Raw genomic sequence first — 23,205 nt, forward strand, 5'->3', positions numbered from 1 at the left:
CAAGGCAGCGCCTATGCAGTGTGGTTGTTCCCCATAAATAGGCGATAACGCAGTATAAATGCCAAACATGCGCTGCCCAAAGGGTTCTTCCTAGGGGCGATTGACTCTTTGTTACCTACATGGATGTAGGTAAGGGGCGCTAGCAGGACGCGGTAGCTTTGCTCGGTTTTTACTTAGCCCGCTAGGTTACAAACCTCGCGCCGCGATTAAATCGCCCCTAGATTGAACAAATTTCAATCCACAAAGGTCAACACGCCCTAGGGTCTACGATAAAAAATGACGTCGTGCAAACAATCAAATTTAAGCGGTTTTTAACACAAGACCGCTATTTTTATCCCTAAAACTTCTATTTTGCGCCCAACTGACTCATTAATTCGATAAACTTAATTGTATATAATCTAAAATTTGCTAAGTTAGTTGGTTAATGCCTTTATCACACTTTAAGGCTTATTCTTATATTGGAGCTTTTATGCGCAAATCTCTCATCGCTAGCACTATTGCTAGCGCTTTACTATTATCAGCTTGTAGTTCACAACAAGTTGAAGACTCAACTGAACAAGCAACGCAAGTACAAACAGTTAGTGTTGATAACGTTTTGATGAAGCCAAGCCCATTACAGTATATGGCGCCAGAATTTGATAAGTTTGGCACTAAAGACTATGAACCTGTATTCGATGCAGGTATTGCACAGCAAAAAGCTGAAATTGCAGCCATCGCAAATAATCCTAAGCCGGCTACTTTTAAGAACACTTTAGTCGAACTTGAACTCTCAGGTGAGCTACTCGATAGAGTATCGACAGCATTTTACAACTTATCTGGCTTAATCTCTGATAGTGAGTACCAACGTATTGCTGCGAAGATGGCTCCTGTGCTTTCTGCTCACTCAGACGATATTTACCTTAATAAAGCGTTGTTTCAACGTGTTGAAAGCATTTACAACAACAAAGCTAAATTAAGTGAAGAAGATCAAAGACTTGTCGATTTTTATTACACTAAGTTTGTCAATGCTGGCGCAAAACTTGATGAAACTCAAAAATCAAAGATGCGTGAAATTAACGCGGAACTTGCAAAGTTATCAACGGCTTTCTCACAAAATGTTTTAAAGTCATTTAAAGAAGATGTGATTCTAGTAACAGATAAAAGCGAACTTGCTGGCCTATCTGAAGGACATATAGAGAGCTTAGCCGCCGCCGCTAAAAAAGCAGGCAAAGATGGTTACATGATCACGCTTGTGAACACCACTCAGCAGCCAATTTTAAGCAGCCTAGAAAACCGTAAACTACGTGAGCGCATTTTCAAAGCATCTGCAACACGTGCACAAGATACAAATGGCCCTATCATCATCAAAGAAACCAACTTACGTGCACAAAAAGCGGAGTTGTTAGGTTATAAAGACTGGGCATCCTATGTAATGACTACCAGAATGGCTAAAACGACCGAGAATGTATACGGCATACTTGATGACTTAGCGCCAAAAGCTGTTAACAAAGCGAAAGCTGAAGCGGCTGAAATACAAAAAGTAATTGATGCATCAGGTGAAACTTTTGCTTTACAACCTTGGGACTGGGCATTTTATTCAGAAAAAGTTCGCCAAGCTAAATATGACTTAGATCCAGCGTTAGTTAAGCCATACTTTGAAATGCAATCTGTTATCCACGACGGCATGTTCTTTGCAATGGAAAAGCTGTACGGTATTACGTTTAAAGAGCGTAAAGATTTACCGCTTTATCACGAAGACGTAATGGCATTTGAAGTATTTGACGCTGATGGCAGCGCAATTGGCTTGTTCTATATGGACCCATATGCACGTGAAGGTAAACGTGGCGGTGCATGGATGAGTGCATACGTTGGCCAAAGTGGCTTAAAAGGCACAAAACCTGTTATCTACAACGCGCAAAATATTCCTAAGCCTGCAGAGGGTCAACCAACCTTAATGACCTTCTCTGAAGTAACCACCATGTTCCATGAATTTGGCCATGCAGCGCACGGTTTATTCTCAGACGTTAAATACCCAAGCCTTGCAGGTACAGCAACAGCACGTGACTTTGTTGAGTTTCCTTCTCAAGCACATGAAGATTGGAATATTGAACCAACAGTCCTTGCTAACTACGCTAAGCACTATAAAACGGGTGAGCCAATTCCAAAAGAGCTACTTGATAAAGTTTTAGAGTCACAAAACTTTAACCAAGGGTTTGGTACAACTGAGTATTTAGCCGCTGCATTACTTGATATGGAATGGCACTCATTTGGTTCTGACACTGAAATCACTGATGTTCAAAAGTTTGAACACGAAGCGCTAGAAAAACACGGTATTGCCTATTACCCAGTACCACCACGCTATAAGTCTTGCTACTTTAGCCATACTTTTGCTGGTGGTTACTCAGCCGGTTACTACGCTTACCTTTGGACTGAAGTATTTGCAGCCGATGCATTTGCTCACATGACAGAGCAAGGCGGCCTGACTCGTGAAAACGGTGATAACTTCCGTAAAGAAATTCTATCAAAAGGTAACAGCCGTGACTTAATGCAAAGCTACATTGAGTTCCGTGGTCAAAAGCCAACTACAGACGCATTACTTAAGCGCCGTGGTTTAGTAGAATAATAACTACTTAATTTAGTAATAAAGCCCGCACACTGTTGCGGGCTTTTTGTTATAGTAAGGCTTTAAAATTACTGATGTAAAATCATGACCTACCTTTTCACAACTACCCTACTTTGGGCTTTTTCGTTTAGTTTAATCGGCGTGTATTTGGCAGGCCAGGTTGATGCATGGTTTAGCGTGTTAATGCGTGTAGCCTTAGCAACATTAGTATTTTTACCGTTTTTAAAGTTTACAACCATACCCAAGGTAGTCATTACAAAGCTCATGCTAATTGGCGCAGTACAACTAGGTGCCATGTATGGCTTTTATTACCACTCTTTTTTATACCTCAGCGTGCCCGAAGTATTACTCTTTACTGTAATGACACCTTTATATATCGCACTGTTAAACGATGTACTTGAACGGCGCTTTAACCCCCAATATTTGTTTGTCGCACTGTTGGCAATTGCCGGAGCGGTGGCTATTCGCTATCAAGGTATTGATGAGCATTTTGTTACAGGGCTATTACTGGTTCAAGCTGCAAATATTTGCTTTGCCACCGGGCAAGTCACCTACAAACGCTTAATGGCTGGCAGTGAGCTACCACAACGTACTGTGTTTGGTTGGTTTTTTGTGGGCGCACTAATTGTTGCATGCGTATGTTTTGCTTTATTTGGTGATACCAATAAGCTTCCTACCACCAGCACTCAATGGGGAATTCTTATTTACTTGGGCACAATTGCCTCTGGCTTTGGTTACTTTGCATGGAATAAAGGGGCAACTCAGGTTAACGTTGGCGGCCTAGCAGTGATGAATAATTTACTCATTCCCGCCGGTATTTTGGTTAATGTGGTTATTTGGAATCGCGAAGCCGACCTTATAAAGCTCAGTATTGGCGGCGCCATTATTGTGTTAGCACTGTTGTTAAATCAGTACCTTAATAGAAATGCCATAAATAAAGCCTAGACTGTCATTAGTTAATTGTGAGGGTTTTATGAAATTACTGATTTGTACATCTTTGATACTATTATTGAGTGCCTGTAGTCAAACACCGCAAGGCTCAAATGTTCAAGTGGGCTCTAGGCCCTATTATCTTATTAACAAGATGCCAACCAGTGAGCTAAAAACACAACTGCAAGCATGCAGCGAAGGTCCTTTTTACAAAACAGACTTCTCCATTGGTCACCGTGGTGCGCCGATGCAATACCCTGAACATACTAAAGAATCTTTCATCGCAGCAGCGCGAATGGGCGCAGGTGTTTTAGAGTGCGATGTAGCTTTTACCAAAGATAAAGAACTGGTGTGTCGCCACTCTCAATGTGATTTACATACCACCACCAATATTTTAGCTGTGCCGGTGCTTGCCGCAAAATGCAGTATCCCTTTTACGCCCGCTAAAGACGGCCAGCCCGCAAATGCAAAATGCTGTACCAGTGATATTACCCTCGCTGAGTTTTTAACGCTGAAAGGAAAAATGGACGGCGCGAACCCCAAAGCCACCACAGTCACTGAATATTTAAATGGTACACCTAGTTGGCGCACTGATTTATACGCAAGTAATGGCACATTAATGAGCCACAAGCAAAGCATTACCCTATTCAAGCAGCTGGGCGTAAAAATGACCCCAGAGCTTAAATCACCGCAAGTACCAATGCCGTTTAATGGCTTTACGCAGGCCCAGTATGCGCAAAAAGTGCTGGATGAATACACTGAACAAAATGTGCCGAGTGAACATGTTTTTCCCCAGTCATTTAATCTTGATGACGTAAAGTATTGGATAAACAATAATCCTGAATTTGCAAATAACAGCGTGTACTTGGATGGTCGCGACGAAACAGCTAATTTTGACCCAAACAACCCTGCTACTTGGCAACCAAGTATGGCTGAGCTCTATAATGACGGCATACGTATTCTTGCTCCACCGATTTGGATGCTATTAACTGTTGATAACAACAAGCAGATTGCGCCATCTCTTTACGCTACTTCCGCTAAAGCCGCAGGACTTAAACTTATAGCATGGAGCCTTGAACGCTCTGGCCCACTTGATAACGGTGGTGGCTATTACTACCAATCAATAAAACAGGCAGTTGATAACGATGGCGATATGATGAAGGTGGTTGATGTATTAGCTCAAGATGTAGGTGTATTGGCGATATTCTCAGACTGGCCTGCAACGGTGAGTTATTATGCCAGTTGTATGAATATGGCAAACAGTGAGTAATGCGTAATGCTTTGCTATGATAAGCTAATTTTCCCTCTAAAGGCGCATTATGATTATTCAGCACCAAAGCCATGATATCGAAACAGCAACGGGTACTATGCGTACCAGCGTTTATCGCCCTCAAGCCGATGGTAAGTTTCCGGCAATCATTTTTTACTCTGAGATTTTCCAACAAACTGCACCGATTGCACGCAGCGCTGCACTTTTAGCAGGTCACGGCTTTGTGGTATTAGTGCCAGAAGTGTTTCATGAGTTAAACCCTTTAGGAACTGTGCTTGCATACGACGATGAAGGTAAAGACAAAGGCAACGCTGATAAATGGGCAAAGCCACTTGAATCCCATGATAGTGACACCCAAGCATTAATCGATTTTGCACAAACACAACACTATTGTACTGGCTCAGTGGGTGCGATGGGTGTCTGTATTGGTGGGCATTTAGCTTATAGAGCTGCACTAAATTCAGCAATTAAAGCGGCATTTTGCCTCTACGCTACAGATATTCACAGTGATACTTTACCAGCAGGAACTGGCAATAATTCGTTCGAACGTATGGCAGATATCAAAGGTGAAATTCACTTTATTTGGGGCAAGCAAGACCCGCATGTGCCACAGGAAGGTCGTAATAAAATCTACCAACAAGCAGTGGCTACAGGTATCAACTATCAATGGCAAGAAGTGAATGCACAGCACGCTTTTATGCGCGACGAAGGGGATCGTTACGACCCGGCTCTTGCAATTGCGATGTATCAGCAAGCGGTGGCATTATTTAGTCGTACTTTATAAACTTATTTTAAGCAATCGGCTGGCTACTGCGTTAGTTACTTTTAAGCATACCCAAAGCGGTGTGCTTTTTTACAAAGTAATTTTTAAGATAATCAATAAAGAGGCGTAACTTCTTAGACCCTGCACCGCCAGGAGGAAATACGCCATAAAGCTCAATGTCTTTACTTTTAAAATTATCTAACACTATCTCTAATAAACCAGCTTGTACTTTAGGCCAAGCATCATAAAGAGGAATACGCCCAATACCGTGCCCAGCTTCAACAAACGCGGTTCGTGCTGCGGCATTATTGGTGCTTAATCCGCCTTGCATAATTACACTGTATTTTTTGCCGTCTTTTTGTAATATCAGTGTTTTGCTCCCGAGCTGATACACCACCCACTTATGCGCTTTAAGTTGTTCTGGCGTTTTAGGCTTACCAAAGTGAGCAAAGTAGTCTGGCGAGCCACAAATACACGTGCTCATTACAGTCAGCTTAGTTGCCTGTAAGTTTGAATCATCAAGAGCCACGCCTCGTATAGCAAAATCAAACCCACCTTTTATGATATCAATGACTTCATCGCTTAACTGTAAGTCGATATCGATTTTCGGGTATTGGCGTTTAAAGTCGTTAATGGCCGGTACTATCAATTGCATACCAACATTTACGGGGCAGCTTATTTTTAATAACCCCTGAGGCTCATTTTTAATGTTTTCTATCTGTAAGTTTGCAGCATTTGCTTGCTCAGTAATAATCCGGCAACGCTCATAATAGGCAATACCCGCTTCAGTTAATGCCATGGTTCGTGTAGAGCGATTTAGCAAACTCACTTCGAGCTGAGTTTCTAGTTTTTTTAAGTGATAGCTCGCCACAGCACGGGTTAAACCAAGCTGTTTTGCAGCTGCTGTTAAGCTGCCTTGCTCAACAATTTGTGCAAACACCACCATACTTTTTAATTGTTCAAATGAAACTTTCATGGTCACTCCAACTTTAAACTCATTTATACCCAAACTACCTCAAGGTGCGAGCGTCGTTGGAATTAAAAGCGATTTAGGCAAGACATTGATTGCAAGTAATAGTGGTTCTATTGTTAAAATCAATAACGCAGTATAAATCGCTTTTAAACCAACCCTTTGGGCGTTTCACAGAGACTTACTCTCATCGTTGTTACTTCTTAAAAGGGACTGCCATTCTTGCAAAGTAACGCCTTGATATTAAGCCCCTGTGAAACGCTGAATTCTGCATCTTGAGGTGGTTTGGGTATACTGTATCAATTTTTAAATCAATAAAGTTAAATTTATCATCGTTGTTTAAGCTCACCTTGGCGCATATAGTAATTAACAGGTTAAGATTCATTTCATCAGAAGGAATATCGTTATGGCTAAAAAAATACTTATGGTTCTTACTTCACATGCTGATTTAGGCAACACAGGTGAAAAAACAGGTTTTTGGGTAGAAGAATTCGCAGCCCCTTATTATGCTTTCATCGATGCGGGTGCAGAAGTAACCTTGGCATCACCTGAAGGTGGTCAGCCACCTATTGATCCGACAAGTACACTAGCCGACTTTGAAACGGATACCACTAAACGTTATGACAACGACAGTGCAGCAAAAACATTGATGGCTAATACCAAAATTTTAAGCGAAGTAAACGCCAGCGATTTTGATGCCGTATTTTACCCAGGCGGCCATGGCCCACTATGGGATTTAGTTGATAATGCTGACTCAATAAACTTAATTGAAAACTTTATTCAGCAGCGAAAACCCGTTGCCGCAGTTTGCCATGCGAGCGCTGCATTTTTAAATATCAAAGATGTAGACGGAAATGCATTAGTTGCAGGTAAAAAAGTAACAGGCTTTAGTAATACAGAAGAAGCCGCAGTACAACTTACTGACATTGTGCCATTTCTAGTCGAAGACGAGCTAATTAAAAAAGGTGGCGATTATCAAAAAACCGATGATTGGGGTGTACTTGCACTAGAAGACGGCCTTGTGATCACAGGTCAAAACCCAGCAAGTTCTGAGCTGGCCGCTAAAAAGCTATTAACCAAATTAGGTTAACTATTGATTTTAAAGCCTTGCCCTAATGCAAGGCTTTTCAATACAACCTTAAGCTAGGTATACTCAGGTAAATGTTATTTTAATTAAGTTTATCTATGCCAAGCAATAGCAACTCATCTCGCATTCCACCTCTGAACAGTAAGCGTTTTACCCTCATCGGCATCATTTTACTGTGTACTGTATTACAAGTTGTTAATAGCTTGCCTGGTATAAACCTAAATGGTTTAGGTATATACCCACGCAGCCTTAGTGGTTTGACTGGAGTCTTTTTCGCCCCCTTTTTACATGGCGGTTGGGCACACTTAATAAGTAATTTAATTCCTTTTGCAGTACTTGGGTGGTTAGTTTGCCAATACAGTATTAAGCGATTTTGGTTGGTGTTTATTTTTACAGCCTTAGGCGGTGGTTTGCTGGTTTGGTTATTTGGCCGTGGCAATATTCATGTTGGGCTAAGTGGCGTATTGTATGGCTTGTGGGGCTTTTTAATTTGCTATGGTCTTATGCTTCGCTCCTTCAAAGCAATTGTTATTAGCGTTGTTGTGGTGTTTTTATATAGTGGTTTTATTTGGGGCGTCTTACCTCAACGCCCTCATGTTTCGTTCGAGAGTCACCTTTTTGGTGCCATATCAGGAGTGTTAATCGGCTACTACTTAGCGAAAAAAGATAAAGTGTCTTCAACCTTTAAACGCTAACGCTCTAAGTAACCTGAACTCTGGATAATAAATATATTTGTGATTTAATATCAATACATTAGTACATCTCTTAACCAGAGTTCAGGTTAAGTAACTAAAATGGTAGCAGCCAATACTGCTACCAAAAATGACTATTGCACACGCCCTAGTGATTTAAAATACCATGGCTTTGCCACGCCCTGATGCCTCTGAAGCAGCCTGCAATTTACCCTCTTTCTCGATCACAACATGCATATCACCAAAGCGGCGCTCATTTAATGTGTAACCTATTTTTTCAAGCGCTTTTATAACATCTTCAGCTAAACCACTATGATGGCGGATCACATTTTTGGGCCATAACTGATGATGAAATCGAGGGCTGTTTACCACTTCTTCAGCACTCATATTAAATTCAACCATATTTAAAATCGATTCATATACTGAGCTAATAATCGTCGTTCCGCCAGGTGAGCCTGTAACCATTTTGACTTTATTGTTTTTAAGTAAGATTGTTGGCGTCATCGAGCTAAGCATACGTTTATGGGGCTGGATTTCATTTGCTTTACCTCCAAGCGCGCCAAACACATTCATCACCCCAGGCTTAGCGCTAAAGTCATCCATTTCATCGTTAAGTAAAAAGCCTGCACCAGCAACAACTACTCCACTGCCAAAACTTAAGTTAATCGTTGTGGTGTTTGACACTGCATTCCCCCATTTATCGACAATTGAAAAATGGGTCGTTTGTTCGCTTTCATACAAGCCTGGTTTAATGCTCTCAGTGGTTGATATTTTATCGAGGGTAATTGTGCTGCTGCGTTTTTTAAGGTACTTACTGGCAATCAGCTCGTTTTTTGGCACATCAAAAAAGTCTGGGTCACCTAAGTACTCTGCCCTATCGGCAAAAACACGTTTACCTATTTCAGCTAGCAAATGAATATAGGCAGTTGAATTATGCTCAAAACCAACGCTGGGTTTAGTTAATTCATACATTTTTAACCACTGTAAAATTGCAATACCACCAGAGCTTGGCGGCGGAGACGTTAATACTTCATAGCCATTCCAGCTGGCTTTAATTGGAGTACGTGATTTTGCTTGATAGCCTTTTAAATCTGCTTGGGTGATTATACCGCCATGTTGCGCCATAAAGTCGGCGATGATTTTAGCGGTTTCACCTTCATAAAACCCGGCTTTCCCCTTATCGCGAATGCGCTTTAAGGTAGCCGCGAGCTTTGGTTGTTTAAAGTTTTTGTTCGCTTTAGCGCTGGCAAAGTAATCAGAAAAATTGATTGAGACATCTTTATTAGTCATACGATCAATGTAGCGCTCAATACTACTGGCAAGCTTTGGATGGACAATAAAGCCATGCTCAGCTAGTTTTACAGCAGGTTCAACTAAGGTTTTCCAATCAAGGGTGCCGTGCTTTTGATGCGCAAGCCACATACCTGCAACACTTCCAGGCACACCGCTGGCATGAATACCATACACAGAACGATTCTTAATAACATTGCCTTGCTCATCTAGATACATATCCCGATATGCTGCGCTTGGAGCTGTTTCACGATAATCTATAAAGTCACTTGAGCCCTCTTTATGTATCAGCATAAAACCACCCCCACCTATGTTTCCGGCTTCGGGTAAGGTCACCGCAAGCACAAACTGCGCGGCGATTGCAGCATCAACGGCATTGCCACCTTGCTCTAGTATTGCTCGAGCAGCATCGCTGCTATAGCTATCAGGCATAGCAACTGCAGCTTGATTCGTTTTTTCTACTGCGAAAAGTGTCAAATTAAATTGTATAACGATAAAACTAAAAAGCACTAGGTACTTGGCAGTTAGAAACATAGATCACTCCTTTATTGTTCTCTTTTAAAACGACAATTTATATCATTTATCCATGCTGCACTAATTTTAGACAAACCACAATTAAACCCTTTTTTGATATAGCACAGCCGGTAACTCACCTTGTTCATCAATATGGGTATAATCTTTAATAAATGTCATTGCTAGTTTTTCCATAACTTTAATTGAAGCCAGATTGTCTTTTAACGCTGTAGCACTAATAGCATGCACTTGGGGTTGTAGGGCAATGAAGTCAGCAATTGCAATAGCCGCTTCACTAGCATATCCCTTACCCCAGCTCGAGCGTTTAAAACGCCAACCAATTTCAATGTCATTATAATTAGGCGATTCAGTAAAAAAATCCATCGGCCTAACAAGCACCCAGCCAATGAATTCGTTTTGTTGTTTAATATTAACCTGCCATAACCCCCACCCCATCTCAACATTACGATACGCTTGCATACGGGGAATAAATACGTCTTTTATCGTTTGCATGGAGGTGACTTTACCACGCGATAAATACTTCATCACATGAGGGTCGCTGTCTAGTTCAAATAATAGTGGTGCATCATGTTCATCCATTAATTTAAAATCTAGCCTTGTTGTTCGAGGTACATTCATATTATCCCCTGTATATTATTACTGACTTTAACACTACCTATTTTGACTATAATGACTTTACTTAACAATGTAGTTAATAGAAACAAAATAATTTAATAGAGAACAAATATGAAAAAATTAGCCAGTTTAGTTTTAGTAAGTTCAGTTTTACTGTTTGGTTGTGAAGATGCTAAGGAAGTAAAAGAAGACGCTGCCGAAGCGAAAGCTGAAATGAAAAAAGCACTTGATGATGCCTGGAACGAAGTTAAAGAGTCGACCAATGAGTTTAAAGGGGATTCGTTGAATGAGTTACTTGATGAAAGTAAAAAGCTTGGCCTAGATATGTTTGATGACGGCAAAGAAATTGCCCTCGACGCATGGCTAGAAAGTAAAGAAGCCGCAGGCGAGTTAACTGAAAAGACTAAACAAAAGGCACAAGAACTTGCCGATGAACTAAAAGAAGCGCGTGAAAAACGCGAGCAAGAAAAAAACGACTAGCTGCCAGCCAGCAACTTTTTGTAAGCACTGTTTGATAATAAGAAGGGTAAGGCTTTAGACCTTACCCTTCTTATTTAAAGGCGCTTAATTAAAGCTCAAAATCTTTTTTAAACTTAATACCAAACTCACTGCGGTCGTTACTACGCATAACACCCACGAAACCAGATTGCTGTAAACGGCCTACATCATAAACTTCATTAAGTACATTTTCGCCGTATAAGGTTACTTCCATATCGCCATAGGCATTCAAATATGAAATATTAAACCCAACCAGTTCACGCGAGTCAATTTGCTCGCTTTGATTATAAACTGACTGGCCTTGCATATCACTGCGATAAGAGTAGTTGGCGTTTAACGCAACCGTAGCGCCATTGTCTAGGTCAATAAAGTAAGAAGGCGCAACCATCACAGTCCAACGCGGTGTAAGTGCAGGCGAATCGCCTTTGCCAATACCTTGTACACCTTCATCTACTTTAGTGATTTCAGAGTCTAAATAACCCACAGCACTGCGAATTGTAAAATCATCTGTTACTGCAACAGTAGTCTCTAACTCTATACCTTGAGCTTTAGATTGACCTGCATTCTCAACAATAGTTACAAAACCACCACCGGCAGTAGGGTCAGAAAACGGTAACGCCAAGTCAGTATAGTCAGTAACAAATACTGCTAGCATCATAGATACATCTTCATGAACTTGGCCTTTTAAGCCCAACTCATAGTTAATGGCTTTTGTCTCATCAAACGATACAAACTGATCAGGACCACCAAATGGGCGTGGTGGAAAACCACCCGTTTGATACCCTTTTTGAACTTGACCATACACATTCAAACCATTATATAAACGGTAAGATGCGTTTACATCCCATGTTATGGCATCAAAGTCAGCTGAGACAAATTTACGCTCAGGGAAACTTGGGAATAAAGCATTGGCTTCTTTTTCATCTTTTGAGTAGCGCAAACCACCACCAACACTCAGCACGTCAGAAAGGTCATAGCTGGCGTTAATATACGCTGCGTATGAATTAGTTTCTTGGTTTACATCAAAATAACCATAGTCACCAAATGAAGGGGTTACACCATCATTTAACAAACCATTAGGTGTGTTCCATGGACTAAATACAAATGGGCCTGAGCTTGTGAACCCGTCCTCATTAAAGTAATAAAGACCCGATACGAAGTCCATATCAGCAAATGTGCCATTTAGTTGGATTTCAAATGAATATTGATCTGCACCACCTTCTTCAGGGAATTCAGATAAATTAAGTGCAACAGCATCATCATCTAGCCCACCTTCGTATTCTGATGTGCGGTAGCTTGAAATAAATTTAGCTGTGTACTCGTTATTAATATCCCATTGCGCAGAGACTGATGTTCCCCAACCAGAATAAGAAGTAGATTCAATGCCTGCTACAGTCGTAGCTAAGTCATCAGGGTCTTTTGGCAGCATATCAGCTGTAAGAAGTGGGAAATCACCGTTACCAGGGTTAGAAGCATCTAACGGCGTTGTAAGCTCAATTGTATAAGGTGATTGTCCTGACTCATTATCAACGGCATCTAATGAGACTACCATTGAAAAATCTGTACTTGGTTGCCATTTAATCGCAACACGACCACTGGTTTCCTGTTCTTCGCCAATTTCTTTTTCTGGATTGGCTAAGTTAATCGCCTTACCTACACCATCACGTTGTTTGTAAGATGCACTAGCTGACATACTAAGCTCATCTGTCAACGAGTTATTAAAATATACATCGCCAGCTATACGTCCACGAGAACCTACTTTAGCAGTCGTCGTTGCAATGCCTTCATCGCCTGGTTGTTTAGTTATAATGTTAACAGCCCCACCAAGTGTATTACGGCCATACAATGTCCCTTGTGGTCCACGTAACACTTCTACACGCTCAATATTTGGCAATGACAAGTTAGAGCCCATTTGACGGCCTAAGTAAACGCCATCAAGGTATACACCTACACCAGGATCAGTAGTGATGATGTGATCTTGCAAACCAATACCGCGAATAAATACCGATGCATGAGCAGCATTACCAACCCCATAGCGCGTAATATTTAAATTGGGTACGTATTTACCAATATCTTCTAAGTTGCTCATATTAGCTTTATCAATCAAATTTTCACCGATTGATGTAACGGCTGTTGGAGACTCAAAAATGCTTTCTGTGCGCTTACGAGCTGTGACTTCTATTTTTTCAAAAGCATCCTGCTTTGCAGTGGTTTTTTCATCTTGTGCGTAACTAGGTGCAGCAAAAGCCGTAAGCATGGCAATACTTAACTGAGATAGGTGGCGTATTTTCAATGTATTCTCCAAAGGGTACCGTGTGTGGAAGTGCCTAGTAAATTTCAGGCATAAAAAAAGACACTTAATTAAGTATCTTACCTCTGGAGGGGTATTATATTTCACTTTTGTGAAAAATGGTATAATTAACGCAGCTAAGCTGAATTAATTTAAAAACCTAAATCAAAAAATTCTTATAAGCAAAATATCTTACCTATTTAAGGCATTTAACTTTCTTTTTGGTTTTTCATCGCTAACTTGCTCTTTTACTACTAAAATGTCTTTGAAATCAACCTATCTTTAAATACTTAGGATACACAATGAAAAAACTTCCTATTGCTATTGCACTATGTGGTGCTCTTACATCAGCAGCTTCTTTTGCGGAGGTGCGCATCAACGGTTTTGCCTCAATTGTTGGTGGTAAAACAATGGATGATGATACGACCCTATATGGGTATGATAATGACATCTCCTTTAAAAATGAGAGCGTATTTGCACTTCAGTTATCCGCTGACTTACAAGATAAACTAAGCGCAACAGCGCAAATTGTCGCCCGTGGCGAAAATGACTTTGATGCTGAGTTCGAATGGGCTTATTTAACATACGAATTTACCGATGAGCTGCAACTCAGTGCAGGTAAAATGCGCGTGCCCTTTTATCGTTATTCGGATTTCTTAGATGTAGGTTACGCCTATCGTTGGATAAGGCCACCGCAGTCTGTTTATAACATTCCTTTTTCAACATACGAAGGCTTAAGTCTGTTACATACCTCAACTCTGGGTGATTGGGATTCAACCGTACAAGCTATTTATGGAGGCTATGATGGCACCATTGCAGTTGTATCTGTTAATGGTGATACTGAACTTAACGACATTGCTGGTATCAACTGGACCCTAAGCAATGACTGGTTCAGTGCACGCGCAGCATACTTTGTTGCAGATACATCTATTGCTATTGAAAATGATACTGATACTGGCATAGCCCTTAATAATTTAGAGCAAACCTTGCGTGGTGCTGGCTTCGCTGAGCAAGCAAATGATATTGCTATTGATGAAGACAATGGGTCATTCTTAGCGATTGGTTTCTCTGTTGATTATAACGATATTTTATTTGATGCCGAATACACTGAGTTTGAAGTAGATAACAGCGCATTAGCTAAACAAACTCAATACTACACCTCTTTAGGTTATCGCATGGATGAGTGGACTGTTCACTTCACTTATGAAAATAACGATGATGAACATGATAGCAGCCGCTACAATGCCCTCACTGCTGTTCCTCCTTTGAATCAAGGTATTAACCAAGTACTAGAAGGATCAAAAGCGAAAAGTAACGTATACACAATTGGTACGCGTTATAACTTCCATCCATCAGCTGCATTTAAAGTAGATTTCAGCCGCTTTAAAGACGATATCACTGATACAGAGACCGATGTTGTTGCCGTTGCTGTCGATTTGATATTTTAATTGGAGTTTATGATGAGAAAATTATTTTTAGCCACAGCATTAACTGTTTGCTCATTAAACACGTTTGCGGAAGTTGCAGTGATCGTAAACCCTGCAAATTCAAATCAACTGGATGCAAATGCCATTAAAAAGATCTACCTAGGTAAAAGTAAATCTTTCGATGACGGGGTAAAAGTGAACCCAGTTAATCAGGATGGCAATAGCGTTGCAGATGAATTTAACGATAAAGTGGTCGGTAAGTCCGGTAGCCAATTAAATGCGTATTGGTCAAAGTTGGTCTTTACAGGCAAAGGCACACCGCCAGAAAAGCTAAGCAACGATCAAGCTGTTATTGATTTTGTCAGTAGCAACACCGATGCCATAGGCTATATTGATAGCGCAAAAATCACTGATAACGTAAAAGTTGTCGGTAAATTTTAAATAACGTTACCCTATCAAAAAACCACCTAGGCTTAGGTGGTTTTTTGTTTTTACACTGATAAATTTTTATGCCAGGTTTAGTTTATTCCACCTTAAACTTCGCTGTAGCATCGAGTAAGTTATCTGACAAATAATGAAGGTTCTTGGCAACATCTCTCACTGCTGCTAATGACTGCATTGTGTCTTCGAAAGACATATGCATATTCGACACATTATCAACTACCATTGCCGCTACTGAAGTTTGCTCCTCTGTTGCAGCTGCAATTTGCGAGTTCATACCATTAATTTCAAGTATTTGTTCTGCTATTTTTTCAATAGATATACCCGTATTTTTAGCTGCGGTAGCATTATTTGTTGCCATATCTCTCGCTGAGGTCATGGCATTGACCGACTCGTTTGCAGCGCTAGTTAAGGTATTAAGTAGCTCACGTATTTCGTTGGTAGATTTAGCAGTTCGTGATGCAAGCTCTCGTACTTCATCTGCTACAACCGCAAAACCACGACCTTGTTCTCCAGCTCGAGCTGCCTCAATAGCCGCATTTAGAGCGAGTAAATTAGTTTGCTCTGCAATGGCCGTTATAACATTTAAAATTTGAGTCACATTTTTTGTATCATCAGCTAACTTATTGATGGTAGTCGCCGCGTGATTGATTTCATTACTAAGTGTTTGAGATTCTGAAACCGCCGTTTGAATTTGGCTACGGCTTTGATCGACTTCTTGCTCTGCTGTTTGCGCAGCACGAGATGCACTAGCCGCAGATTGAGAAATATCACCCACGCTCTGTTTCATTTCTTCCATTGATTGTTTAACGACTTCAGCATCAGAGGCCTGCTTGCTTGTAGCTCTTTCGGCTTGCTCCATCCCTTGCACTAAACGAGTAGAGTTTTCCATTAGCGGCTCACACACAGACATTACATCTAACACTGAACCTCTTAAAAGGGTAATAAAGGAATTGAAATTAATTGCAACTTGCCCTATCTCATCCTCTGAGCGCACAGTTAACTGTGTACTTAAAGAGCCTTTACCTTCACCTAATAGTCTTAAGTTATCTGCTGCGTCACTGGCAGCTGCGCCAATGCCACGTGCAATCCAAACTGCCATGAGTAATAACAGTGATAAAGATACTAACGATACAACCAGCATTAAGGTGAGAGCTTTATCAGAACGCGCTTTGGTATTTTTCACTAATTCGAAAAAACGGTCATCTGCACGCTCTTGGGCGTTTTTGAAGCTCTTAAGTACTGAAGTGTAGATCTGGGTTTTAGTCTGAGCCTGTTGCTGAATTTTACTAAAGTCAGCAGTTCCATCGATCATACCATTGGCTATTTGCGATGAAATTTTTGAATAGTTACCTAACTGATCACGCACCTTACTATCGATATAGTTATTACTTATCGCCGTAATTTTATCGATATTGCTCATTAATTTTTCATAGGTGTCGCTGGCTTTATCAACTAATTCTTGTTCACCAAAAGTAACTGCCTGTGTGTATAACTCATCAAGCTTTTCTAGTAGCACAACATTTGAAGAGGTTAGTTTTACAACTTGGTAAGATGTTTTCTCCAACTCATCTAATGACCCGCGGTTGTCATCCATGGCAACGTAATTTATCAATACAATCACAATAAATGCTATAACCGCAATGCTGGTGATAGCATGGATTTTTTTTGTGATACTGATATTTTGAAAAGACATGCTTGACGCCATTCGTAGTACCTTAATTATTTTAACTAAAAGTAATATCGGCTATAGAGCCTAATTCATTAGCTATATTTTTAATTTATATAGCTTTTTAATTGTATTTTCTGCTTTAAATAGTACTTATCCATAATAAGCTATCCAACATAGGGTAAGAGTGCTTAAATTTAGTATGAATAGAGTTTTTATTATTAATAAACACATTAGCTTATAGTTAGACATTAAGCAAAAATTGACTTGTTTGCTACGAGTTCATTGCTAATCATTTTAGGCAAATATGGAACAAGTCGATTTCGACTAAAACACTTACTGAGTAGAAATCGAGTCAATGAACTAACTTGGTTTAATAGAGGCACACGTCGAATATACTTTTCAAGAGGTTGAGCTTAGCTATAAATATATAGGAGATAAAACACTGTATTGAAGCGGATGTCTAAACACTTAATCTTAAAACAAAAAAACCAGTAACATCGCTGTTACTGGTTTTATAATATGGTGCGGTTGGGGGGACTTGAACCCCCACGCCCTAAAGCACTACCCCCTCAAGGTAGCGTGTCTACCAATTCCACCACAACCGCATTTATTAAAGCTTTCACTTTATTTGTTAAACTCTTTGATTTACTTGAGGCTTGTAAATCGTTTAACTCAAATTATATTACTTAATTAGGTACGTCAGATTTTTCATTAGTAGAAGTTACTGGAACGTCATCTTCTGCAGGAGTAACAGTCTCAACTGCAGGAGCTGCTTCTAGGTTTTCCCACTCATCACTTTTCTTGATTTGATTCGCAGTCAGATTACCTAGGACAATACTTAAAACAAAGAATATTGTTGCTAAAGCAGTCGTTGTTTTAGTCATAAAGTTACCTGCACCTGAAGAACCGAAAACAGTTCCTGATGCGCCTGAACCAAATGACGAGCCCATATCTGCGCCTTTGCCTTGTTGAATTAAAACCATACCAACAAGCGCTATCGCTATAACTAAATACACTACTAATAAAATTTCGTACATCTTATACGGTCCTTTTTGCACTCTCACAGATCGCAGTAAATGAATCTGCTTTTAAACTAGCACCGCCTATTAAGCCGCCGTCTATATCTGATTGTGCAAATAATAATTCGCTATTTTTTTCATTTACACTGCCACCATAAAGGATGGTCAGCCCTTGTGCTAAATCGCTATTTAAATCAGCAATTTTATCACGGATAAATTTGTGCACATGCTGTGCTTGTTCAGGCGATGCAGTCTTACCTGTGCCAATGGCCCAAACGGGCTCGTATGCTACCACAGAATCTTTCAGTGCTGCTAGACCTAATTCATTAATTACCGCATCAATTTGTGCAGCAACTACTTGTTCAGTTTGTCCTTGCTCACGCTGCTGTTCACTTTCACCTACACAAAGAATAGGTGTTAACCCAACCTGCTGTGCACGAGCAAACTTTTTAGCAACAGTGTTATTGCTTTCACCAAATATACTTCGGCGCTCAGAGTGACCAACCAATGTGTGACTAGCACCTAAATCTTTGACTAACTGAGCATCAACTTCACCGGTAAATGCACCTGGTTGATTCTCAGAAACTGTTTGCGAACCTGTTGCTATACCACTTGCTACTAGCTGTGATATCAACGGGTGCGGTGGAAATATTACAACATCTAAATCGGTTGATTCTACGTTTTTGATTGCACTAGATAACTGTTCAACAAGTTCTAAAGAACCGTTCATTTTCCAGTTTCCAGCTACCATCGGCTTGCGTAATGCCATTTTTCCACTCCAGATTAGAAAGCGGGCGAGATAGTAACTCGACTCGCCCAAAGTTACAAGAGGTTATTGTTCTTAATCAGTTTGTTTGCTCATAGATTCGACAACATCCGCTATTTTACGAGCACTATCAAGCACCATTTTCTCTTCTTCGGCTTCAACCATAACGCGAACCACAGGTTCAGTACCTGATTTACGCAATAATACACGACCTTTGTCTGCTAACTTACCCTCAACTTCAGTAACTGCAGCGATAACTTCTGGTGCTTGCGTTGGATCAGTGCCTGCTTTGTAGCGTACATTGATCATTTTCATAGGGTACTTAGTAAAACCTGCACCTAAATCTTTTAACGTACGGTTTTGCGCAACCATGGCAGCAAGTACTTGCAGGCTTGAAATAATACCATCTCCGGTACTAATAAGGTCTAGGTTAAGTACATGCCCAGAACTTTCACCACCAATTTTCCAACCCTTTTTCTGTAGTAATTCCATTACATAGCGGTCGCCCACTTTACTTCTTTCAAAATCAATGCCTTTGGCTTTTAATGCATTTTCAAGGCCCATGTTTGACATAACCGTACCAACCACACCGCCACCTAAAATATCATCTTGGGCAGCCTGGCACGCTATAATATAAACGATGTCATCGCCATCAAAAACGCGTCCGTTATGGTCAACCATCATGACACGGTCGCCATCTCCATCGTAGGCAATACCAACATCCGCATTATGCTCTAGGACTTTACGTTTAAGCGCATCAACATGTGTTGCACCACACTCTAAATTGATATTTACACCATTTGGTTCACACGCATGACAAATAATATCAGCACCTAACTCACGCATAACAGAAGGGGCGATATGGTATGTTGCGCCATTGGCACAATCTAGAACAATTTTTAACCCTTCAAGAGATAAACCTTGTGGGAACTGACTTTTGCAAAACTCAATGTAACGTCCATCAGCACTTTCTAAACGCTTGGCTTTACCTAGCTTGTCTGATGCAACACATGTCATAGGCTCATCAAGCATTGCTTCTATTTGAAGTTCAACATCGTCGCCTAATTTTAAGCCTCGACCACAGAAAAACTTGATACCGTTATCGTGGTATGGATTGTGAGAAGCACTAATTACAATACCCGCTTCAGCGCGAAATGTTTGCGCCAGATAGGCAACAGCCGGTGTTGGCATTGGTCCTAGTAAAACCACATCGATACCAGCGGCAATCAAACCTGCTTCAAGCGATGTCTCAAGCATATAGCCCGAAATCCGCGTATCTTTACCGATAATGACTTTTTTTGTGCCTTTTGCTGACAGTACACGTCCTGCAGCCCAGCCTAGTTTTAATGCGAATTCAGGAGTGATCGGATATTCTCCAACCATTCCTCTTACACCGTCTGTGCCAAAATATTTTCTATTACTCATTAGATAGTCCTTGTTCGCAAGCTTGCCATACAGCAAGCACATCTGCAGTTTCTTTTACATCATGTACACGGATAATTTTTGCGCCATTTTGCGCCGCGATCAGTGCGCCTGCCAAACTTCCAGCAAGCCGTTCATCAGTATTTCTATTCAACAAATTACCAATCATTGATTTACGAGATAGGCCAGCTAATACAGGTAAACCCAAATGATTAAATTCATCAAACCGTTTTAATAGTTCGTAGTTGTGAGCCAGGCTTTTGCCAAAGCCAAAACCTGGATCTAGGATAAGTTGCTGTGGCTTGATGCCCGCTGTTTTACATGCATCAATGCGCTGCTTAAAAAAATGATTGATATCTGCAAATAAATCATTGTATTGCGGGTTACTTTGCATAGTGCGAGGCTGCCCTTGCATATGCATCAAGCAAATCGCTACATCTGCAAACTCGGCAGCTATGCTAAGCGCATCAGGCTCTTGTAAAGCACGCACATCATTTATAATATCAGCCCCAGCACATAATGCTTGGCGCATAACTTCACTTTTACTGGTATCAATTGAAATTATACAGTCACTAACCGTTGGTTCTGAATGGTCTCTAATTGCATTTATTGCGGGGATTACACGGTTTAACTCTTCTTCAAGCGAGACATCAGGTGCACCCGGACGGGTCGACTCACCACCAATGTCTATTATGGTAGCACCATCATTAAGGAGTGTTTGAGCCTGAATGACAGCGCTGTCTGTTTGGTAGTATGAACCGCCATCTGAAAAGGAGTCAGGTGTAACATTTAATATCCCCATAATTATTGGGGTGTCGAGGTGTAACTTACGACCTCGAGGTAAATTAACTGTGGTCATTTTTCACCTTCAATACATCCATTGCATTGATTATTCTTTTTGATACAAAAAACCCCGGTGGCCCGGGGTTTTTAACTAAGCTATTTTAACTATTATTCAGCTTTGTCATCAAGGTTTGTTTCATCTTTTTGCGATGATTCTTGATCTTTATTCTCAGGTTCAGCTTTTACTTGAGCTGGCTCTGGCTTTTTAGCGTCTGTGTCACGTCTATCATGCGCATCACGCGGCTCGCGTACTGGTTGGCGTGCCATTAGATCATCAATTTGTTTTGCATCAATTGTTTCATACTTCATTAATGCATCTTTCATTGAATGTAAGATATCGATATTCTCTTTAAGAATATCCTCAGCACGTTGGTAGTTTCTATCAGAGAACAAACGAACTTCAGTATCAATTACTTTTGCTGTTTCATCAGACATGCTCATAGCACGGCCGCCGCCGCCACCCATGTACATTTCATTCTGATCTTCAGAATAAAGTAACGGCCCAAGCTTTTCACTTAAACCCCACTGCGTGACCATTTTACGCGCAATATCAGTTGCCCGTTCAATATCGTTACTCGCACCAGTGGTTACTTTATCTTCACCGTAAATAAGTGCTTCAGCAATACGTCCGCCATACAGACTTGAAATCATTGACTCGAGCAATTCTTTAGAATGACTAACACGGTCTTGCTCTGGTAAGTACATAGTTACACCAAGTGCACGGCCACGAGGAATAATAGATACTTTATAAACAGGATCGTGCTCTGGCACTAAACGACCAACAATCGCGTGACCCGCTTCATGATAAGCTGTCATCTCTTTTTCCTGCTCGCTCATCACCATGGTCTTGCGCTCTGCACCCATCATGATTTTATCTTTAGCAGCATCAAACTCAGCCATGCTAACTACACGTTTGTTACCACGGGCAGCATATAAAGCAGCTTCATTAACTAAGTTTGCTAAATCAGCACCAGAGAAACCTGGCGTACCGCGAGCAATAACAGCCGCTTCTACGTTGTCACCTAAAGGCACTTTACGCATATGAACTTTTAATATTTGCTCACGCCCACGAATATCAGGTAAACCAACAACAACTTGACGGTCAAAACGACCAGGACGAAGTAATGCTGGATCAAGTACGTCTGGACGGTTAGTTGCTGCGATAACGATAATACCTTCATTACCTTCAAAGCCATCCATTTCAACTAGCATTTGGTTTAGAGTTTGCTCACGCTCATCGTGACCGCCGCCCATTCCTGCACCGCGCTTACGACCAACAGCATCAATCTCGTCTATGAAAATGATACAAGGCGCCGCTTTTTTAGCTTGTTCGAACATATCACGAACACGTGATGCACCAACACCCACAAACATTTCCACAAAGTCAGAACCTGAAATTGTAAAGAAGGGAACTTTTGCCTCACCGGCAACAGCTTTTGCCAATAATGTTTTACCCGTACCAGGAGGACCGACCATAAGTACCCCTTTAGGAATACTGCCGCCTAACTTTTGGAATTTAGACGGATCACGTAAGAAATCCACCAATTCGGTCACATCATCTTTCGCTTCGTCACAACCGGCAACATCAGCAAATGTTGTTTTAACTTGATCTTCGCTCATCAAGCGTGCTTTGCTCTTGCCAAACGACATTGCGCCTTTACCGCCACCGCCTTGCATTTGACGCATGAAGAATATCCACACACCAATTAGCAGTAACATCGGGAACCAAGAAATTAAGATGCTTGCTAAGAAAGACTGCTCTTCCGGCTTAACACCTTTAACATTCACATCACTTTTTAATAAGTCATTTAAAATGTCTTTGTCGTAAATAGGCATAATGGTTTGAAAACGCTCACCATTAGTTTTAGTGCCGGTGATTGTGCCACTGGTACTTTCGATTGCCACTTCTTGTAAAGAGCCATTTCTAGCATCTTTAACAAATTGAGTGTAACTAGTTTGACGGTCAACTTGATCGCCACCATTAAAGCTCTGAAAGACTGACATTAGCACAACCGCTATAACCAGCCAGAGTATTAGATTTTTCGCCATATCGCTCAAGGTGTTAACCTCTTGT

General features: G+C 40.9%; 19 protein-coding genes and 1 tRNA gene. 9 read left to right on the forward strand and 11 right to left on the reverse strand.

Going from position 1 to position 23,205, the window contains the following annotated elements; all coding sequences use genetic code 11:
* Nucleotides 1-469: 469 nt before the first annotated feature.
* The 4 genes from ACFI4Z_RS02840 (at nt 470) to ACFI4Z_RS02855 (ending at nt 5,586) form a co-directional block, all read left to right on the forward strand.
* Nucleotides 470-2,602 (forward strand): M3 family metallopeptidase, encoded by a 2,133-nt coding sequence (locus ACFI4Z_RS02840; protein ID WP_462669231.1) that lies wholly within the window; start codon nt 470-472, stop codon nt 2,600-2,602.
* An 84-nt stretch (nt 2,603-2,686) separates the two neighbouring features.
* Nucleotides 2,687-3,547, forward strand: coding sequence for a carboxylate/amino acid/amine transporter (locus tag ACFI4Z_RS02845; RefSeq protein WP_462669232.1), 861 nt, complete (start codon nt 2,687-2,689; stop codon nt 3,545-3,547).
* Between the two features lie 28 nt (nt 3,548-3,575).
* Nucleotides 3,576-4,802 (forward strand): glycerophosphodiester phosphodiesterase family protein, encoded by a 1,227-nt coding sequence (locus ACFI4Z_RS02850; protein ID WP_462669233.1) that lies wholly within the window; start codon nt 3,576-3,578, stop codon nt 4,800-4,802.
* A 49-nt stretch (nt 4,803-4,851) separates the two neighbouring features.
* Nucleotides 4,852-5,586: a dienelactone hydrolase family protein gene (locus ACFI4Z_RS02855; RefSeq protein WP_462669234.1), complete on the forward strand. Its 735-nt coding sequence runs from the start codon at nt 4,852-4,854 to the stop codon at nt 5,584-5,586.
* 31 nt (nt 5,587-5,617) lie between these two features.
* Here the strand turns inward: ACFI4Z_RS02855 and ACFI4Z_RS02860 are convergent, their stop codons facing one another.
* The gene (locus ACFI4Z_RS02860; RefSeq protein ID WP_462669235.1) at nt 5,618-6,541 is read right to left on the reverse strand and encodes a LysR family transcriptional regulator; all 924 of its coding nucleotides are present in this window, start codon (nt 6,539-6,541) and stop codon (nt 5,618-5,620) included.
* A gap of 400 nt (nt 6,542-6,941) precedes the next feature.
* On the opposite strand from ACFI4Z_RS02860, the gene ACFI4Z_RS02865 reads away from it, so the two are divergent.
* Together ACFI4Z_RS02865 and ACFI4Z_RS02870 are read left to right on the forward strand one after the other, a co-directional pair.
* The gene (locus tag ACFI4Z_RS02865; protein WP_462669236.1) at nt 6,942-7,625 is read left to right on the forward strand and encodes a type 1 glutamine amidotransferase domain-containing protein; all 684 of its coding nucleotides are present in this window, start codon (nt 6,942-6,944) and stop codon (nt 7,623-7,625) included.
* 95 nt (nt 7,626-7,720) lie between these two features.
* Entirely contained in the window at nt 7,721-8,317 is a 597-nt protein-coding gene (locus ACFI4Z_RS02870) for a rhomboid family intramembrane serine protease (RefSeq protein WP_462669237.1), read from the forward strand.
* A 153-nt stretch (nt 8,318-8,470) separates the two neighbouring features.
* On the opposite strand, the gene ggt is transcribed toward ACFI4Z_RS02870, so the two are convergent.
* A complete protein-coding gene (ggt, locus tag ACFI4Z_RS02875) occupies nt 8,471-10,138 on the reverse strand; it encodes a gamma-glutamyltransferase (protein ID WP_462669238.1) in 1,668 nt (555 codons plus the stop codon).
* A gap of 81 nt (nt 10,139-10,219) precedes the next feature.
* Nucleotides 10,220-10,756 (reverse strand): GNAT family N-acetyltransferase, encoded by a 537-nt coding sequence (locus ACFI4Z_RS02880; RefSeq protein WP_462669239.1) that lies wholly within the window; start codon nt 10,754-10,756, stop codon nt 10,220-10,222.
* Between the two features lie 108 nt (nt 10,757-10,864).
* Between ACFI4Z_RS02880 and ACFI4Z_RS02885 the strand changes: the two genes are divergently transcribed.
* Nucleotides 10,865-11,233 carry a hypothetical protein gene (locus ACFI4Z_RS02885; RefSeq protein ID WP_462669240.1) on the forward strand — a complete coding sequence of 123 codons (369 nt, stop codon included), beginning with the start codon at nt 10,865-10,867 and terminating at the stop codon, nt 11,231-11,233.
* 88 nt (nt 11,234-11,321) lie between these two features.
* Here ACFI4Z_RS02885 and ACFI4Z_RS02890 read toward each other — a convergent pair whose 3' ends face one another.
* Entirely contained in the window at nt 11,322-13,544 is a 2,223-nt protein-coding gene (locus tag ACFI4Z_RS02890; RefSeq protein ID WP_462669241.1) for a TonB-dependent receptor, read from the reverse strand.
* Between the two features lie 299 nt (nt 13,545-13,843).
* On the opposite strand from ACFI4Z_RS02890, the gene ACFI4Z_RS02895 reads away from it, so the two are divergent.
* The gene (locus ACFI4Z_RS02895) at nt 13,844-14,989 is read left to right on the forward strand and encodes a porin (protein WP_462669242.1); all 1,146 of its coding nucleotides are present in this window, start codon (nt 13,844-13,846) and stop codon (nt 14,987-14,989) included.
* Between the two features lie 12 nt (nt 14,990-15,001).
* Nucleotides 15,002-15,409, forward strand: coding sequence for a type 2 periplasmic-binding domain-containing protein (locus ACFI4Z_RS02900; RefSeq protein ID WP_099294476.1), 408 nt, complete (start codon nt 15,002-15,004; stop codon nt 15,407-15,409).
* 82 nt (nt 15,410-15,491) lie between these two features.
* On the opposite strand, the gene ACFI4Z_RS02905 is transcribed toward ACFI4Z_RS02900, so the two are convergent.
* The 7 genes from ACFI4Z_RS02905 to ftsH form a co-directional block, all read right to left on the reverse strand.
* A complete protein-coding gene (locus ACFI4Z_RS02905) occupies nt 15,492-17,117 on the reverse strand; it encodes a methyl-accepting chemotaxis protein (protein WP_462669243.1) in 1,626 nt (541 codons plus the stop codon).
* A 484-nt stretch (nt 17,118-17,601) separates the two neighbouring features.
* Nucleotides 17,602-17,686, reverse strand: a tRNA-Leu gene (locus ACFI4Z_RS02910).
* 81 nt (nt 17,687-17,767) lie between these two features.
* Nucleotides 17,768-18,118 (reverse strand): preprotein translocase subunit SecG, encoded by a 351-nt coding sequence (gene secG, locus ACFI4Z_RS02915; RefSeq protein ID WP_099294472.1) that lies wholly within the window; start codon nt 18,116-18,118, stop codon nt 17,768-17,770.
* 1 nt (nt 18,119) lies between these two features.
* The gene (gene tpiA, locus ACFI4Z_RS02920) at nt 18,120-18,869 is read right to left on the reverse strand and encodes a triose-phosphate isomerase (protein ID WP_462669244.1); all 750 of its coding nucleotides are present in this window, start codon (nt 18,867-18,869) and stop codon (nt 18,120-18,122) included.
* A gap of 72 nt (nt 18,870-18,941) precedes the next feature.
* Nucleotides 18,942-20,291 (reverse strand): phosphoglucosamine mutase, encoded by a 1,350-nt coding sequence (gene glmM / locus ACFI4Z_RS02925; RefSeq protein ID WP_462669245.1) that lies wholly within the window; start codon nt 20,289-20,291, stop codon nt 18,942-18,944.
* Complete coding sequence (gene folP / locus ACFI4Z_RS02930; RefSeq protein ID WP_462669246.1) at nt 20,284-21,147, reverse strand: dihydropteroate synthase; 864 nt, start codon at nt 21,145-21,147, stop codon at nt 20,284-20,286. The genes glmM and folP overlap by 8 nt, the downstream gene beginning before the upstream one ends.
* 92 nt (nt 21,148-21,239) lie before the next feature.
* Nucleotides 21,240-23,180, reverse strand: coding sequence for an ATP-dependent zinc metalloprotease FtsH (ftsH, locus tag ACFI4Z_RS02935; RefSeq protein WP_462669247.1), 1,941 nt, complete (start codon nt 23,178-23,180; stop codon nt 21,240-21,242).
* Between the last annotated feature and the right edge of the window lie 25 nt (nt 23,181-23,205).

This window comes from Pseudoalteromonas sp. RWi3, assembly GCF_054960735.1.